13 protein-coding genes, 1 tRNA gene and 1 pseudogene are annotated in these 16,392 nt (G+C 60.2%); 12 read left to right on the top strand and 3 right to left on the bottom strand.

All coding sequences use genetic code 11. The features are described from left to right. Positions 1-191 precede the first annotated feature (191 nt). From EXQ56_04020 to EXQ56_03970, 11 genes and pseudogenes are all read left to right on the top strand, one after another. Entirely contained in the window at positions 192-416 is a 225-nt protein-coding gene (locus EXQ56_04020; protein MSO19617.1) for a hypothetical protein, read from the top strand. Between the two features lie 120 nt (positions 417-536). Next, positions 537-624 (top strand) — tRNA-Leu (locus EXQ56_04015). 125 nt (positions 625-749) lie between these two features. Beyond that, positions 750-1,307: pseudogene (locus EXQ56_04010) on the top strand (GNAT family N-acetyltransferase). A gap of 375 nt (positions 1,308-1,682) precedes the next feature. Further along, a complete protein-coding gene (locus EXQ56_04005) occupies positions 1,683-3,473 on the top strand; it encodes a hypothetical protein (GenBank protein MSO19616.1) in 1,791 nt (596 codons plus the stop codon). A gap of 98 nt (positions 3,474-3,571) precedes the next feature. Beyond that, a complete protein-coding gene (locus tag EXQ56_04000; GenBank protein MSO19615.1) occupies positions 3,572-5,842 on the top strand; it encodes a WD40 repeat domain-containing protein in 2,271 nt (756 codons plus the stop codon). A 346-nt stretch (positions 5,843-6,188) separates the two neighbouring features. Continuing rightward, on the top strand, positions 6,189-6,911 hold the full coding sequence (locus tag EXQ56_03995; GenBank protein ID MSO19614.1) for a sigma-70 family RNA polymerase sigma factor: 723 nt from the start codon (positions 6,189-6,191) through the stop codon (positions 6,909-6,911). A 49-nt stretch (positions 6,912-6,960) separates the two neighbouring features. Next, the gene (locus EXQ56_03990) at positions 6,961-7,683 is read left to right on the top strand and encodes a hypothetical protein (protein ID MSO19613.1); all 723 of its coding nucleotides are present in this window, start codon (positions 6,961-6,963) and stop codon (positions 7,681-7,683) included. Further along, positions 7,665-8,597, top strand: a complete 933-nt coding sequence (locus EXQ56_03985; GenBank protein ID MSO19612.1) for a hypothetical protein — start codon at positions 7,665-7,667, stop codon at positions 8,595-8,597. The genes EXQ56_03990 and EXQ56_03985 overlap by 19 nt, the downstream gene beginning before the upstream one ends. Before the next feature lie 207 nt (positions 8,598-8,804). Next, entirely contained in the window at positions 8,805-9,440 is a 636-nt protein-coding gene (locus EXQ56_03980) for a shikimate kinase (protein ID MSO19611.1), read from the top strand. A gap of 53 nt (positions 9,441-9,493) precedes the next feature. Then, on the top strand, positions 9,494-10,141 hold the full coding sequence (locus EXQ56_03975) for a hypothetical protein (GenBank protein MSO19610.1): 648 nt from the start codon (positions 9,494-9,496) through the stop codon (positions 10,139-10,141). A 64-nt stretch (positions 10,142-10,205) separates the two neighbouring features. Further along, positions 10,206-11,384, top strand: coding sequence for a DegT/DnrJ/EryC1/StrS family aminotransferase (locus EXQ56_03970; GenBank protein MSO19609.1), 1,179 nt, complete (start codon positions 10,206-10,208; stop codon positions 11,382-11,384). A gap of 150 nt (positions 11,385-11,534) precedes the next feature. Here the strand turns inward: EXQ56_03970 and EXQ56_03965 are convergent, their stop codons facing one another. The 3 genes from EXQ56_03965 to EXQ56_03955 are packed head-to-tail and all read right to left on the bottom strand — an operon-like array spanning position 11,535 to position 14,729. Then, complete coding sequence (locus tag EXQ56_03965) at positions 11,535-12,452, bottom strand: hypothetical protein (GenBank protein MSO19608.1); 918 nt, start codon at positions 12,450-12,452, stop codon at positions 11,535-11,537. Then, positions 12,445-13,899, bottom strand: coding sequence for an ABC transporter permease (locus EXQ56_03960; protein MSO19607.1), 1,455 nt, complete (start codon positions 13,897-13,899; stop codon positions 12,445-12,447). The genes EXQ56_03965 and EXQ56_03960 overlap by 8 nt, the downstream gene beginning before the upstream one ends. Next, positions 13,896-14,729 carry an ABC transporter ATP-binding protein gene (locus tag EXQ56_03955; GenBank protein MSO19606.1) on the bottom strand — a complete coding sequence of 278 codons (834 nt, stop codon included), beginning with the start codon at positions 14,727-14,729 and terminating at the stop codon, positions 13,896-13,898. The genes EXQ56_03960 and EXQ56_03955 overlap by 4 nt, the downstream gene beginning before the upstream one ends. Before the next feature lie 333 nt (positions 14,730-15,062). Between EXQ56_03955 and EXQ56_03950 the strand changes: the two genes are divergently transcribed. Then, the gene (locus tag EXQ56_03950; GenBank protein MSO19605.1) at positions 15,063-16,343 is read left to right on the top strand and encodes an insulinase family protein; all 1,281 of its coding nucleotides are present in this window, start codon (positions 15,063-15,065) and stop codon (positions 16,341-16,343) included. Positions 16,344-16,392 lie beyond the last annotated feature (49 nt).

The raw sequence follows: 16,392 nt of genomic DNA, 5'->3' as shown, positions 1-16,392 counted from the left end.
TATAGGCCCCCGGCGCCGGGGGCCTATAGCCCTGTCAAAAACCCGGTTTCTCGGCCTCAGGTTGTGATGTAAACTCTCTCACAAGGATTGGTACAAAATCTCGGGCGGGTCACTTTGTTAATCTACTAGTTTATCGCCATGAGACCGCGGAATTGTTGGCGGCATGAGCTAATCCAAGGTGCCCCAGCAGAATGTATCTTTCAGAGGTTTTGCAAAGCCTTAGCAAGATCGGATTCAGTAAAGTTAGCTCTTGGGAATTGAAGGGTCGCAATGGTATCACGCTTGGCGATCCTTCAATGGCATTCCCAAATTCTGTCGGTCCCCGCTATCAAATTGATCTAACCGAAAATCAAAATCCGAACTTATCCGATGAAGAAGTAGCAGCCATCGAGAGGCGATTCGGAAAGTTCACATAGTTCCTTCCTTAATAATTCCCCAAGAGCACCGCACATTTAGGACACTACCACCGGTACGAAGCGGATTGTAGCGCCGCGGCGAGTCTGTTAAAATACCTTTTTGCTTTGCAACCCACACCAGCTGGAGTGGCGGAACTGGCAGACGCATCAGACTCAAAATCTGACGTCCCAAAAGGGCGTGGGGGTTCGACTCCCCCCTCCAGCACCAATTTATCGACTATTGCAGATCACTTCGATACCATCACAATGAGCGACGCGCACCAGCAAGCTCCAACATTTCATCGCTAGTGAACGGCCAGAACAGGGGATGCGTTGGAGCCATTTGATGCATTGATCCTGGATGGACGGACCATTCGCATCCGCGAATTTGGCCCAAACGACTCACTGGAAGAGATCACAACGCTTCTACACGAAGCCTACGCAAAGCTCGCGCAGTTGGGGTTTCGCTACTTCGCCACCTACCAAAGCCCAGAGCAAACGAAGAGCCGGATCGACGGCCAAATATGCCTAATCGGCCTAGTCGAGGAACGCATCATTGCCACAGTCTGCTATCGCAGTCCAGCAAACACGAAAGGAACTCCATGGTATGACAGACCGGAAGTTGCATCTTTTGGGCAATTTGGCGTCCACCCAGCATTTCAGAGAAATGGGCTAGGAGGAAAGCTTCTCGAGATTTTAGAGCAAATTGCGCTGCGGGTTGGAGTGGAAGACCTCGCGTTGGACACTGCGGAAGGCGCAGATCACCTGATCCAATTTTACGAAAGAAGGGGCTTTTGATTCATCGAATACGCACAGTGGGAGGGCACCAACTACCGTAGCGTTATAATGAGCAAGCGGTTAAAACTCCATGCGGCACAACCCGATTCCCTGGCACTTGTGTCCTTCCCTTGACGCTTGCTGGAGCGCGCTCTATCATTGGACAGCATGGGGACAGCCTAGTGTCCGCTTCCGGTCAGTTTGAACGTGGCGGTCTATGGCGCTGTCGCGCATGGTGGTAAACGATCCGCGCAAAATGCTATCCCGCTCGACATTGAGCAAAGTGGGTGAATCACATTGATTGATCTCCGCCAGCAATCTCCATTCGGTCAACGCCAGCCTGATTTGCGCCCGAGCTTTCTCGAACGCGTCGGCGCTCCCGTCAGGGCGCTGACGATCACCATTGCACTCTTGCTGACCTTCGCGGCCGCCGCTCCGAGTGGACACACGCAGACGAAGTCGCCGTTCACCGTGCCTATTTTCCCCCTGTCTGAAGTGAAGACTGGGCAAATGGCCGTCGGCCGCACCGTCTTTGACGGCAACAAGATTGAAGAGTTTCAGGTGGAAATACTGGGCGTCCTGCGCAACGTCTCGCCGCGTAAGGACCTGATCCTGTCGCGCGTCTCCGGCGGACCGCTGGAGCGCACCGGCGTGATGGCCGGCATGAGCGGCAGCCCTGTCTACATTGACGGCAAGCTGGTCGGCGCGGTGTCCATGACTTTTCAGTTCATCAAGGAACCCATTGCCGGGATCACTCCAATCGAGAACATGATTGACAGCCTGGAGCGCACCGAGCCTGTTGGTCCGGCTGGATCGCGCGCGGAATCCGGCGAGAGAAACGGGACCGTGAACAACCTGGCGATGAACGTGCCCATGAGCATCGATGCTGCCGGTGTGTCGCGTGTCCTGCTCAGTCAGGCTGACATCTCTAACTCGCTTTCCTCCCACGGTGCGACGCCTGTGGTGTGGGGCGGGTCGGAAACTTCTCTGATGCCGGTGGCCACGCCGCTGAACCTTTCAGGATTCACTGCTGCGGCCATCGAGCAATTCGCGCCACAGTTCAAGGCGCTCGGCTGGGTGCCGCTACAAGGAGGAGGTCAAGGTGGAGGGAGTGGAACCAGCGCCATCGCCAGTGGCGCAGCGGGCGAGACCTCACCGCCGCCCACGCCCCTGCCGGGGTCCATGATCAGCGTGCAACTGGTGCGCGGCGACATGGGAGTCGCCGCCGACGGCACCGTTACCCACGTTGAGAATGGACGGATATACGCCTTCGGCCACCCATTCCTCTCCGCCGGGCCTGTGGAGCTGCCCTTCACCGAGGCCACGGTTATCGCCGCCGTGCCCAGTTACGCGAACTCCATGAAGATATCCACGCAGGGCCGCGCCCTCGGCGTTATAAGCCAGGACCAAGCTTCCGGTATCGGCGGAGTGTTGGGCCGCTCAGCGCGCATGATTCCCGTGGAGCTGGAGATGATCTCGGACACTACCAGCGCGCAGAGCTATAAGTTTGAAGTCGCTGCCGACCGCTTCCTGCTGCCGTTTCTGATGAACCTCACGGTTTTCTCGGCTATCGGCTCGCGCGAGCGGCAGGTGGGAGATGCGACGTTCATCGTGGAGCAGGACATCACGTTGCGCAATCTGCCGCCGGTGCAACTGGAAAACTACATCTCGGGCCCCGCTAACGGCGCAGCCATGGCGTCGCGCGCGGTGATCACACCGCTCTCGGTGCTGATGCAGAGCGGACTGGACGTGCTGGACGTGGAGCGCATCAAGCTGAAGATTCAGTCTTCCAACCAGCGCCAGTCGCTGGATGTGGAGCAGGTGTGGTCCAGCCGCCGCACGGCCAAGCCCGGCGAACCAGTGGAGCTGACCGTCGTATTGCGCGATCAGGATGGCCTCGAGACCATTCGCAAGACGCGCTTCGTGATTCCCTTGAGCATGCGCCCCGGACCGCTTTCGGTGCTGGTCGCCGATGGAACCACTCTCGACCGGCTGGAAGCGGCGACCGGCGCGCGAGGCGGGCTGCCCAAAGACCCGGCGCTGCTCGTGAAGGCCATCAACCGCTCACGGAGCAATAACCGTCTTTACGTGAGACTGGCGCGGCCCGAAGTGGGCTTCATGGTACAGGGTGAGTCGCTGCCTTCGCTGCCGCCGTCAGTGGTGAGCACGCTGTCCGCCGACCCGTCTGTCAGCAGCAACGTTACGCGCACCGGACTTTCCACCATTGAGGACCAGGAGCTGGACCCGGTGGCGGGAGTCATCTCAGGATTCAAGGCGCTCTCCATCAATATTGAAGAGTAGAGTAAGTGCAAAAGAAAAGTAGGCCCGCCCGAAAAGGACATCATACAGACATCATGACAATTCACGCATCTGCGGGTAATCTACCAGTCACTCAACGAGTGACTCATTACAGTCAACTACGCGCACTCACTCTACTAATAGCATTGGTGGGTGGGATACTCACTGCCGCCACGGGCCGCGCGGCGGAAACTCAGTTCTGGACCAGCGGATCGTATGAGGATTTCTTCGCGGGCGAGCTGACAAGCATCTCACTGGGCCGGGATGGCAGCCTGACCGTAGCGCCAGACATGACGGAAGTATTCTCGACTGATGAGGCTATGATCTGGGCCGTTGCGCGGGACTCCAGGAACAACTTCTATCTGGGCACGGGACACAGCGGCAAGGTCTATCGCCTGTCTCCGGAAGCGGGCGGAACGCTGAAAGGCGAGTTAATTTACGACGCCGCCGAGCCTGATATCTTTGCGATTGCCGTCGATAAAAACAATCGTGTATATGTCGGAACCTCGCCCGACGGGAAAATTTATCGTTTGGAAAATGATGGCAAGGCCACTGAGTTTTTCGACCCCAAGGCCAAATATATTTGGTCCATGAGTTTCGCCGCCGATGGCGCGCTCTATGTCGGCACAGGCGACCGTGGTCGCATATTCCGGGTTGATGCAAGTGGCAGGGGAGAAGTTTATTACGAGACCAATCAGACTCATGTGATGACACTGGCGAGTAACTCATCGGGTGAATTACTAGCCGGGACAGAGCCAAATGGATTACTGTACCGAGTGACTGCGGCTAACAGAGCTATGGTAATTTACGACTCACCGCTCGCCGAGATACATCAGTTGGCGCTGACCGCCGACGGCAGCATCTACGCGGCGACTCTAGGCGCCAGCGGCCCGGCGCGACAACGGCAGGGAGCGCCCGCGCCCGTCTCATCCGGCCCACAACTGATCGCCAGCACCACCATCACTGTGCGCGCCGATGATCCGTCGCCGGGAGGAGGGCCTGACAGCCAGCCTGACCAGCCGCAGATCGATGGCGGGGCGCAACCGGCTCCCGCGCCGCGCATCACTGGGGTCTTGCCGCGTCAGCAGGGCGGCGGACAAAATCGCAGCGCCGTAGTCCGCATCTGGCCGGACGGCTCGACGCAGACGCTATGGGAATCGACCAGCGAGAATGCCTTCGACCTGATCCCCTCGCCCGACCGATTGCTTTTCTCGACCGATGAGAGCGGACGGATATATCAACTCACTGGCGAGCATGACTTAGCGCTGCTCACGAAGACCGATCAGGAACAGACCACGCGCCTGATCCCTAACGGCGACTCACTACTGGCCACCACCGCGAACTTAGGCAAGGTGTTCAAGATCGCACGCCAGCCCGCCACTACGGGAACATTCGAATCCGTTGTGAAGGACGCGGGCAACATCGCCGGTTGGGGTCAGATTCGCTGGAAGGCCCAACTACCCACCGGCACAGGCGTCGAGTTGTACACTCGCAGCGGCAACTCGGACAAGCCGGATGCCACATGGAGCGAGTGGTCCGCCGCATACACTAGCGCCAATGGACAACAGATCAGCAGCCCGCCGGGTCGTTATCTCCAATGGAAAGCCGCGTTGCGCACCGCAGGCGGACAGTCGCCCGCGTTGCAGGCAATAACTGTCGCTTATTTGCCGCGCAATCGCGCGCCGGAAATTACCGAAATCAAAACCACTCCGCGCGCTAACGGCGGGCAGGGCACTGGCAACGGCGCACGCGTGGGACAGCGCATCGTCGTCAACGCGCAAATGAGCGGACAGCCGACCGCTCTGCGCGGAGTAGATGTCTCGTGGCTGGCTAATGACCCCGATCAGGACGAGCTCGCCTACACGCTCTACTTTCGCGGCGAGGCGGAGCGCGAGTGGAAGGTGCTTGAGGAAGACATGAACCAGAATTACTTCCAGCTCAACCCCGACGCACTGCCGGATGGCATGTACCGTCTGCGGGTGGTGGCCACCGATGCGGCGGAGAACGCCTCCGGCGCGGCGCGCACGGACGAGCGCACCAGCGCGCCGTTTCTGGTGGATTTCACCGCTCCTCAGATTGAGATATTGGGCGTCGATCGCGCCGGAACAAAAGCCACCGTCCGTTGGCGGGCGAGTGATTCAGCGAGCTTTCTGACGCGGGCGGAGTTTTCTCTGGACGGCGGCGCGCCGGTCCCGGCAGGTCCGCAGGACGGGATTGTGGACTCCAATGCGGAGACCTTCGCAACGGTACTCGATAATCTCAGCAATCAGGAACATCTGGCCAGCTTCCGTGTAACGGATTTCGCCGGCAACGTAGGCACGGGTAAAGCGGTCCTGCCCCAGTCAACCGCGACGACACCAGCGGGCCGGTAGCCAGGCAGAGGGGCCCCAAAAAATTGGGGGAAATCCTATTGGTTTGTTATCCTGAGCCCAGCGAGGGATTGGCTTTCCCCGATTCCGTCTACCGCGCCGAGATAAAGGAGATACATAGCTGCGCTCAGGATGACAGCGACCGGGATGACGGGGCTATGAGTTAAGATATAGATACCATGGGCGTTATAAAACTTTCTTCAATCATCTGCAGGCACTGTGCCAAGAACCTCCCAGCGGTTACCCACCCACAGTCCGCCGTCAGCACAGAAGTTATCCTTACTGTCTTTTCCCAGACAACTTTAGAGGCCGCCCTTGGCATCAGATAAAGTGCGAGCAGTTCGGGCAGATGAAATCCCCCAGGCCCCGAGTCGAGGGAGATGAGACTACGGCTACTAGTGTTCTAGCAATTGCCGATGGCAACGTGACGGCCAACGCGGCAACTGGTGTAATTGCAGCTTCAGGTGTGGGCGGCTTAGGCACTCCTGCGCGTGCCGACACTCCCGAGTCGCGGGCCATTGCGGCCGCCCGCGATGGCGATGGCAATGCCTTTGAAGTTCTCTATAACCTGCACAAGCGCCGCGTTTACTCGCTTTGCCTGCGCATGGTGAACGATGTAGCCGAGGCCGAAGACCTGACCCAGGAAGCGTTCCTCCAACTGTTCCGCAAGATCGGGACGTTCCGCGGCGAGTCAGCCTTCTCCACATGGCTGCACCGCCTGACGGTAAATCTGGTGCTGATGCGGCTGCGCAAGAAGGGCCTGCGGACCACCTCGCTCGACGACACCGGATCGGACCCTGACGATGTGCGGCCTATGGAGATTGGCACGGCGGACCGCACACTGACCGGGTCTGTGGACCGGCTGACACTGGATCGTGCGATGAGCGCGCTGCCGCCGGGATATCGCCTGGTGTTCCAGTTGCATGACGTTGAGGGATACGAGCATCAGGAGATCGCCAACATGATGAGCTGCTCGGTGGGCAACTCAAAGTCGCAGTTGCACAAGGCCAGAATGAAGTTGCGCGACCTGCTGCAGATGGAAAGCTCGGGAATAAAACCGGGGCAGGCGTAAAAAGTTTTGAGTACACGGAAAAATTTAGATACAAATCAGGAATAGACCCATGACTTGCATTGAATTCAACCGATTGTTTGAAGAACTAGAAGACCAGACCGCCCTGCCCGCCGATCTGCAAAATCATCGGCAAGGGTGCCGGACTTGCGGCGAGATGGTGGACGACATCATCTATCTGGCGCGGCAGGCTCGCGTGCTGCGGCCCATGCAGGCGCCCAGTGATCGTGTCTGGCGGAACATTCAAGCCACGCTGGTGGCTGAGGGCGTGATTCGCTCCGGCGCACACGACACCCACGGCGACTCGGCGGCCAAGCATGGCGGCGCGTCGAGTCTGCCCATGCACTCGATCCCGCGGCGCGCACCGATGGGCATGGCCTATGCGGCGATGTTCTCTCTCGCCGCTGGTGTGATGTACTTCCAGAGCCTGTTCACCGGCGGCGGTCGCCCTCCAATGCTGGTGGCCCATCCGCAACTTCCATCCATCCCCATGGTGGACGCGGTAACCGCCGCGAATTCGCAGGTAGCGCAAATCAGCCCCACCGAAACCGAGATTGCCGCGACGGACATTGATCAGATGGCCGCGAGCATTCCCGAGGAACACCGCGCCACCATGGTCTCCACCTGGCATGATGAAGTTTCCACTTACCGGAATCTCTCTGATTTTATTGGCCTGCATCCCGAAGACCCATTTTTGCGCGGGCAACTAATGAATTCACAACAACGTCTGGAATTGATCATGGAGAAATTTGCATCATGGAACGACAATTTCTAGCTTCTCCCCACACGCCGGAGCGCTCAGCGGAGCATAAAGTGGTGCGTAAACCGGCGAACGGCCGGCGTGCTATTCTGCTGGGCGGCGCGCTATTGCTGGGCCTGACCTCCGTTTACGCGGAGAGCATTCGCCGCAGGATCGCCACTACGGAAAATCCCGTGCTGGAGTTGCGCACACAGACCGGTAAGGTTAGCGTTACGGGATGGGATCAGAATGAGATTGAGATACAGGGCGAGTCCGGCTCGGATGCCATGGAAGTAAGCATTGACGGCAGTGCGGACAAAGTCAGCATCCAGAGCCACCCACGGCGCGAGCGCATGACGTCAGAAGACGCCCGCGTGGACCTGACCATTCAGGTGCCCCGGCACACCGACGTGCGACTGAAGACCGATCGCGGTCAGGTCTCCGTAAGCAACATCGCTGGGCCAGTGTTAGTGGATGGCGTGAGCACCGCCGTGGCCATCTCCGGCGTGCAGGGCGATATCGCGCTGAAGACCGTGGATGGACCGATCCAGATGATCGCCTCACTAGGAAATGTAACGGCGGAGTCGATCAGCGGTGACATGAAGTTCATGCGCGTCAGCGGCGCGTCGCTGATTGCCAACACCAATTCCGGCGAGATCAGCTATGAAGGCGACTTTGGACAGGGCGGCTCATACGTCCTGAACAGCTACAGCTCGCCCATCGAGATCATCGCCTCGCGTAACGCCAGCTTCAACCTGACCGCGCGCTCCGTGCAAGGAACGGTTCAGAGCAATCTGACCTTCCGCCCCACGCCGGAAGGAATTGCCTTTCGCCGCCTGCCGCCTGGCAAGTTCCTGCAAGGCCGCCTCAACTCCGGCGACGCCAACGTGGAAGTGAACTCCTTCAGCGGCACCATTCGCCTGCGCGGCACCGGCACGGCGGGCCAGTAAATCCTACATCCAGAGAATTTTTGCTGATGCTGTGACCCAAATAGAGCCGCGACCGGAAGGGAGCGGTCGCGCTCGACGATTCCCAGTGACCATTGAAACTGGACCGCTCCCTCCCGGTCGCGGCACTGTCACTATGTGGCACTATTTGGCGTTCCCGTTGCCGCGCGGTAAACTGCAAGTGGGGACATTTCCCCGCTAAGCATCGCGATGACCACCAACCCATTAGACGCTCACGCCACCACTCCGGCTCAACCATCCACGCCGTCTCTGGCTAACGTCATTTTTCTGGTGGGTTTCATGGGCTGCGGTAAATCCACGGCGGGACGTCTGCTGGCGCAGCGTGTGGCTTGGAAGTTTGTGGATCTGGACGCGCTCATCGAGCAGGAGGAAGCGGCTACTATCGCGGATATCTTCGCGCGCCACGGCGAGGGCGCCTTCCGCCGCCGCGAGTATGATGTCCTGCGCAGGCTGTTGGAGGAGTCTCTTCGTCAGACCAGCCAGCCCGGCGCGGGGCGCGTGATTGCGCTGGGCGGCGGGACGTTCGCTCAGCCAGCCAACTTTGAATTGATGCAACGCGCTGGAGCGGTTACTGTTTGGGTGGAGTGCCCACTGGAGGAGCTGCTCATGCGTTGTGCACTGATTCCCAACCGCCCGCTGTTCCGCGATGAGGCCAGCTTTCGCCTCCTCTACGAAGAGCGCCGGCCCTACTACCAGCAGGCCACTTATTCGGTACGTTCCGGGCGCGCCGAGCCATCCGATGTGGTACAACAGATTCTCGCGCTACCGTTTTTTCAGGGAAACCAATGGATCAACCAGGCACCTTCCAACTTATCCCAAACCTGATCGCCCTTCGTGGCTTCAGGCTACCTGCTTTCACTCACGCGCTGGCAATGTTCATGCTGGCTGCGGCTTTGTTGATGCTGTCTCCGCGCATGGCGTGCGCTCAGGCGTCCGGAAATTTTTCCGATAGCGGAACATTTGAGATTCGTTCCGTCGGGCAGTTGGTGGGCACCGAGAAGTTTCGCATCGCGCGCAACGGCGCATGGTGGGAGTCGCACGCCGAACTCTCGTTGATGGCAGGCGACGCCACGCTTGAGGAAAAGGCCACACTGCGACTGGCCGCGACGATGCGTCCCGACGATTATCTGCGCGAGCAGAAGTCGCCGCTGGTCGCCAGCCTGGCCGTGCGCTTTGGAGAGAAGGAAACTTCGCTGGTGGCGACCAGCGGCAAAGAGAGCGCCGAACGCGTCTTTTTTCTGAACCCGGGATTTCTGATTATTCTCGATACGAATTTCTTTCACCATTACACGTTTCTGCTCCGGCAATACACGCGCAGCCAAGGCGGCGAGCAGCTCTTTAATGTGTTTATCCCGCAGGAAGCCCTGCCGGGCACCGTGAATCTGGTTTTTGTGGGTAAGACCAATGACGAAGAGCGCTGGAAAGTAACGACCGACGAACTGGAGATGGAGATTGTGGCCCGCGAAAACGGCGCGATTCAGAAAATCAGTATCCCGGAGGCCGGCGTGGAAATCACTCGCAAGTAGCGGCTCTGCGCGTAAAATCAGACGGCAAACGCATCCTCATATTGAAGTTCCCCAAAACTACCCTGTGAATCCACCAACCATTCCCGTCATTAATTTAAGAATCCAGCATGAATCGCTCCGCGCGGAGATCGCCGCCGCAGTGACCCGCGTCCTGGAGCGGCAGAACTTTGTATTGGGCGAAGAAGTTGAGCAACTGGAGCGCGCCATCGCCGTGATGCAGGGCTGCGACGATGCGGTCGGCTGCGCCAATGGCTCCGACGCTCTGCTGCTGTCGATCTTGGCGCTGGGTATTGGTCCGGGCGACGCCGTGGTGGTCCCGCCGCTGACGTTTTTTGCCACAGCCGGAGCGGTGGTGCGCGCGGGAGCGCGGCCCATTTTCGCCGACATCGATCCGCGCACGCTGAACATCAGCGCGACAGCAGTTGAGGCGGCGCTGGCCGATCCGGTCTACGGAAAAAAGATCAAGCTCATCATTCCCGTGCATCTCTACGGACAGTGCGCCGAGATGGACCCATTGCTGGCACTGGCGCGAAAATATGAAGCCCATATCGTCGAGGATGCCGCCCAGGCCATCCTGGCGACGTATCACGGGCAGCCCGCCGGATCGCTGGGCATCACCGGTTGCTTCAGCTTTTATCCCACCAAAAATCTCGGCGGCGCGGGCGATGGCGGCATGATCACCACGCGCGACGCAGCCCTGGCTGCCCGTCTGCGGCGTCTGCGCAACCACGGCTCCAGCGACCGGCTGACCTACCCCGAAGTCGGCATCAACAGCCGCCTCGATACGTTGCAGGCGGCCATCTTGTTAGTGAAGTCAAAACATCTGCGCGAGTGGACCGATCAGCGGCGCGCGCGCGCGGCGGACTATCGCCGATTCTTTGCGAAAATTTTCGGCGCAGCCAGCCGGCATGACCCAGCGGCGGTTTATCCAACAGAAGATGCACCCGTGGTCTTGCCGCATGAGAGTCTAGCGGGTGAACACGTCTATCATCAATTCACCATCCGCGCATTACGCCGCGACGAGTTGGCTGCGCACCTGCGAGCGCGCGGCATTGGCACCATGATCTACTATCCCGTAGCGCTGCATCGCCAGCCCGCCTTCCAGGGATTCGACGCCGATTCAGCGCAGTGCCCCGAGGCCGAGTGCGCCGCCGCCGAAGTGCTTTCACTGCCGCTCTTCCCGGAACTGAGCAGCGACCAGCAGCAGCGCGTGGTGGAAGAAATCCTGAATTTCTATCGCTGACCCCAGTTTCACCACACTTTTTACTGATGACGCAATCAGAGCCGCAACCGGAAGAGAGCGGACCCGTTCGACGATTTCCAGTTATCAATAAACTGGTCCGCTCCCTCCCGGTCGCGGCTCTGATTGATGGTGAGTGGAGTAACTCGCTGATTACTTGGCGCCCAGCGCGCGTGACTGAAACTCCAGTGACTCGTCGATGTGCTCGGCAACGTAGAGCGCGTCATGGCCTCCGGGATAGAGATGATACTCGTGAGCCACTTTTCGTTCGCCTAGCAGTTTGGTGAGCGCGCGGGCGCCCTCATGGAACCCGTAATCATCCTCTGAGCCGCAATCAAAATAGATCTTCAAGCCCGCCAGCCTGGCGACTCCTCCCGTGGCGCGAATCAGCGCGAAGGGCGTGTTCTCATTCCAATAGGCCGCGTCAAACGGTTCGCCGAAGGCCCGGAAGCCGCGGCCAAACGCCTGGGACAACGAGGGGCGCATCTGTTCCATCAGCGCGGCGCTGTGCGCCGAGACGGCGGCGAATTTTTGCGGATACTTGAACGCGAAGCGCAATGCGCCGTAGCCGCCCATCGAGACGCCGGTGATCCCACGCGCAGCGCGCGTGCCCGTGGCTCTATACCTCTGCTCGATGGCGGGCATGAACTCCTGCAGGAAGAAGTCCTCGTAGCGCTCCTTGCCGTCCTTCGAGTTGATGTACCAGGTCGAACCCGCCGCCGGCGTGGCCACCACGAATTCGCCGATCTTGCCTTGCTTGGCCAGCCGCTCGATCAGGTCCCATCCACCGAGACGCAGCAGCGTCTGCTCGTTGTCGCCCATGCCGTGAAGATGATAGAGGATCGGGTAACGGCGCGCGGGGCTTGCGTCAAAGCTGGCGGGCAGCAGCGCGCAGTAGCGCACGGCGCGGCCCAGAATCTTGCTGGCGACAGTCTTGCACTCCGCCCGCCCCGCCGCCTGCGCCGTATCAGGAACAATCATCAGAAGCGCCGCGGCCAGGACTAATAAGTACGTAGTGCGAATCGGTGTAAGTTCGACTGAGTGACTACGCATAACTGACTGACTACTCATAGCGGATCGCCTGCACCGGATCGAGCTTGGCGGCGCGCGAGGCCGGGTACAGCCCGGCGATGAGACTGACGATGATGGCAAAGCCGATGCCCACGGCCACCAGCCACGGCGGGACGGAAGACACAGTCTCCGGCGGAAGCTGGCGCTGGCGCAGATAATACTCCGTGGCCAGGTTGATGCCTTTGCTCATGGCCCAGCCGAAGGCCACGCCGAGCAGTCCACCGACGAGGCCCAGAGACCCGGCCTCGGCGAAGAACAGCATCTTAATGTCACGGTCGCTGGCACCCAGCGCCTTCATGATGCCGATCTCGCGCCGCCGCTCCAGCACCGCCATCACCAGCGTGTTCGCAATGCCGAGCGAGGCCACGGCCAGCGCCATGCTGCCGAAGATGGCCAGAAACAGATCGAGGATGGCGAAGAAGCGGCGCAGACTCTGTGAGGCGTTGAGAATCGAGAAGGTGCGGAAGCCCATCCGGCGCACGGCATCCTGCACTTCGCCAACGCGCGCCGGCGACTTTACCTGAGTCATTAGTGATGAGTAAGTGCGCCTCCCGCCGCCGGTGGTAACCGAGCCACGCAGGTCGGCGCTTTGCAACAGGTTCATCTTCTCGGCTAGGCCCAGCGGGATGAAGACGCGCGCGCGGGAGAGTTCGCGCATGCCGCCATAAGGCTGTGTCTCGACGATGCCCACCACGCGCAGCGCCTGCTCTTTGCGAACCACCGTGAAACCGTAGCTGGAATCTTCGGCAGACTCTTCGCCGCCAAATGCACTTCCGTTCGCCGAGTCATCCGCACTGTTCGCATTCGCTCCACTGGAATCAGTGTCCGCGGGGCTTTCCGAATTGGCCGGGGCCAGCGACTCGCGCTCGGCGTAGCGTAGCACCACTTCCTGACCCAATATCGACTGGGGATTCGCAGCGTCCCACTCGCGCGCGAACTCGATGCGCACGATGGCTTCTCCAGCCTGCGGACCGGAGAAGAATTTTCCTTTGAGCGTGTCGAAGGCTTCATCCTCACGCGCCGAGGCGGGCAGGCCACCGAGTTGCGCGATGAGCGCCTTGTCGCCCTGCTGAATCTCGCCGACGAAGCGGATCTCCGGCTCGGCTTCCATGACGCCGGGCAGGCGCAGAATCTCCTGCCGCGCCGTATCATCCAGCACGGGCGGTGAGTCGTAGTCCGGTAGAGGCACGGCGGAATTCGCCTCCGCCGACGGCTGCCCATCGCGGCGCATTTGCTCCACACTGCGCCACTCGGAGACCATCACGGTGTTGAACAATCCTGAGCGCGACAGTCGGCTTCCGGCCAGCTCCTGCAAACCCACGCCGAGCGACAGCATGGCCACCAGCGAGGCGATGCCCACGCCGATACCGGCGGCGGTCAGCCCGTTGCGCAGACGAGAGTTGCGCAGGTTGCGCGCGGCTAGGTCAATCAAGTCGGGTAGCTTCATCGCGCCTCACCTGACGTTGAGCTATTGGCCGCTGCGATGTTGCCCGCTGGATAGTTGGAAGATGCGAAACTGCTCATGGCGTTCACCTGGACTGCGCTGCCATTTTCCGAATTCACAATCCTGCCGTCGGCCATGAAGATCATGCGGCGGGCGTAGCGCTCGGCGAGCGCGCGCTCGTGCGTAACCAGCACCACGGTCATGCCGAGCTGCTCGTTGAACTCCTGAATCATGCGCATGATGATCTCGCCGTTCTTGCTGTCGAGATTGCCGGTAGGCTCGTCGGCCAGCAACACGCTCGGGCGGTTGACCAGCGCGCGGGCCAGCGCCACGCGCTGCTGCTCGCCGCCGGAAAGCTGGCTGGGCCGGTGATCCATGCGCGCGGTCAGTCCCACGCGCTCAAGCGACTCGCGCACGCGCGCGTCGCGTTCGCCGCGGGGCATCTCCGCCAGGCGCAGTGGCAACTCGACATTGTCATAGACGCGCATCGAGTGAATCAGATTGAACGCCTGAAAGACCATGCCCACGGCCTCGCGGCGATAGCGCGCCAATTGCTCCGGCGCGAGCGCGCCCAGTTCCTGGCCCTCGACGCGCAGCACGCCTGAGGTGGGCCGGTCCATCCCCGCCAGCAGATGCAGCAGCGTGGACTTACCCGAGCCTGACGGCCCCAGCAGCGCTGCGAACTCTCCTTTGGCAATATCGAGATCAATGCCATCCACGGCGCGGATCACCTCGGCGCCCATCACATACTCGCGCGCGAGCGCCTGCGCGTGAATGGAATTATACGGCGCTTGGCTAGTGTTAGTTTGTGTCGCGGAAGACGTAGTGGCCATCCCAAGCATTGTAAGCTACAACCCGCTCAGCGAAGCCGTTCTGGGAAGAAAGACGCTCCATGCCCACCAACGATTGCATGCGTTTAGTTTGGGGCTAACTGGCAGAAAAGCCCGCGCCAAGAAAACCGCTTGACGCGGCTACCAATGCAAGCCCCCCACTCGCCTTCGCACGGCAATTGGTTATATAATCCATTAGCACCTCGTTTTTGTGTCCGCATGCATTGGCCGAGGGTTCTCCCTGGCGGGCAATAGGCTTTCCCAGCAAGCACTACGAACGAGCACTCGCCTCTTTCCCCGGGCGGTACAGTCGATATCGGAAATCGAAAGCGAGACATGAAGCAGGAAACGCATCGCAATATTCGCAAAGTGGTTCTCTCGAATGGGCTGACGCTGCTGACCGAGTCGATGCCGCACGTGCGTTCGGTGGCGCTGGGCATCTGGCTGAATACGGGGTCGCGCCAGGAGGCGTCCACGCAGAGCGGCATCACCCATTTCATCGAGCACATGGTCTTCAAGGGCACGCGTACGCGCTCTGCCGAACAGATCGCGCGGTCGATGGACTCGATCGGCGGGCATCTCGACGCCTTCACGGCGAAGGAATGCGTCTGCTTCAACGCCGTGGTGCTCGACCAGCATCTCACCTCCGCGCTCGATGTGCTCTCCGACATGGTGCTGAATCCGCGCTTCGCCCCCGCCGACATCGTCAAGGAGCGCGGCGTGGTGCTTGAGGAGCTCAAGTCGGAGGAGGACAACCCGGAATATCTGCTTCATGAAATGTTCACGCAGCGCTTCTGGAAGAACCATCCGCTGGGACGGCCCATCCTGGGCACGCGTCAGTCGGTGAGCGACTTCAGCCGCCCCGCCATCGCGCGGCAGTTTGGCCGCTTCTACCGGCCGGGCAACATGGTCATTGCCGTGGCTGGACATTTGCAGCATGGACGCGTGCTGGATTTGGTCGAGCAGCGTTTCCGCGGATTGAAGCGTCAGTCATTTGAACGCGGCGACGTGCCCCCGGCCATGCAGGCGCACATCACGCTACGCGACAAACAGTCGCTCGAGCAGGCCCACTTCTGCATGGGCGTGCCCTCTTATCCGCTGGGACACGAGCGCCGCTACGGCGCATATCTGCTGAACTCGCTGCTGGGCGGCGGCATGAGTTCGCGGCTGTTCCAGAAGATTCGCGAGCAGCAGGGCCTGGTCTACTCCGTCTTCTCCGACCTGATCCCCTACCGTGACACGGGCGGCATGATGATCTGCGCCGGAACCTCCATGTCGTCGATCCCGCGCCTCATCGACGGTGTGCTGGCCGAGTTCCGCGACTTGAAAGAAAACCTGATCCCCAAGGAAGAGTTGCAGCGCGCGAAAGACCAGTTGAAGGGCAGCCTGATGCTGGGCCTGGAGTCCACCGGCAGCCGCATGTCCAACCTCGCGCGCCAGCAGATGTACTTCGGTCGTTTTATGACCCTCGACGACATGAAGGCCAGGATCGAAGCGGTGACGGCGGAGGAGATTCGCACCATCGCCCGCGATTTCTTCCAGCAGCAAAATATTTCCGTCTCGGTTCTGGGTCGCCTAAACGGGCTAAAAGTAACCCGTAAAATGCTCGCCTGCTAATCAGCCCACCGTCCTCCACATCCCCTAAGAATCTCATCCGTATCCTACG

This window comes from Acidobacteriota bacterium (assembly GCA_009691245.1).
In the GTDB taxonomy this organism is placed as follows: domain Bacteria; phylum Acidobacteriota; class Terriglobia; order 2-12-FULL-54-10; family 2-12-FULL-54-10; genus SHUM01.
The sequence above is the reverse complement of the archived record's forward strand: the minus strand, read 5'-3'. Positions and strand labels throughout refer to the sequence as shown.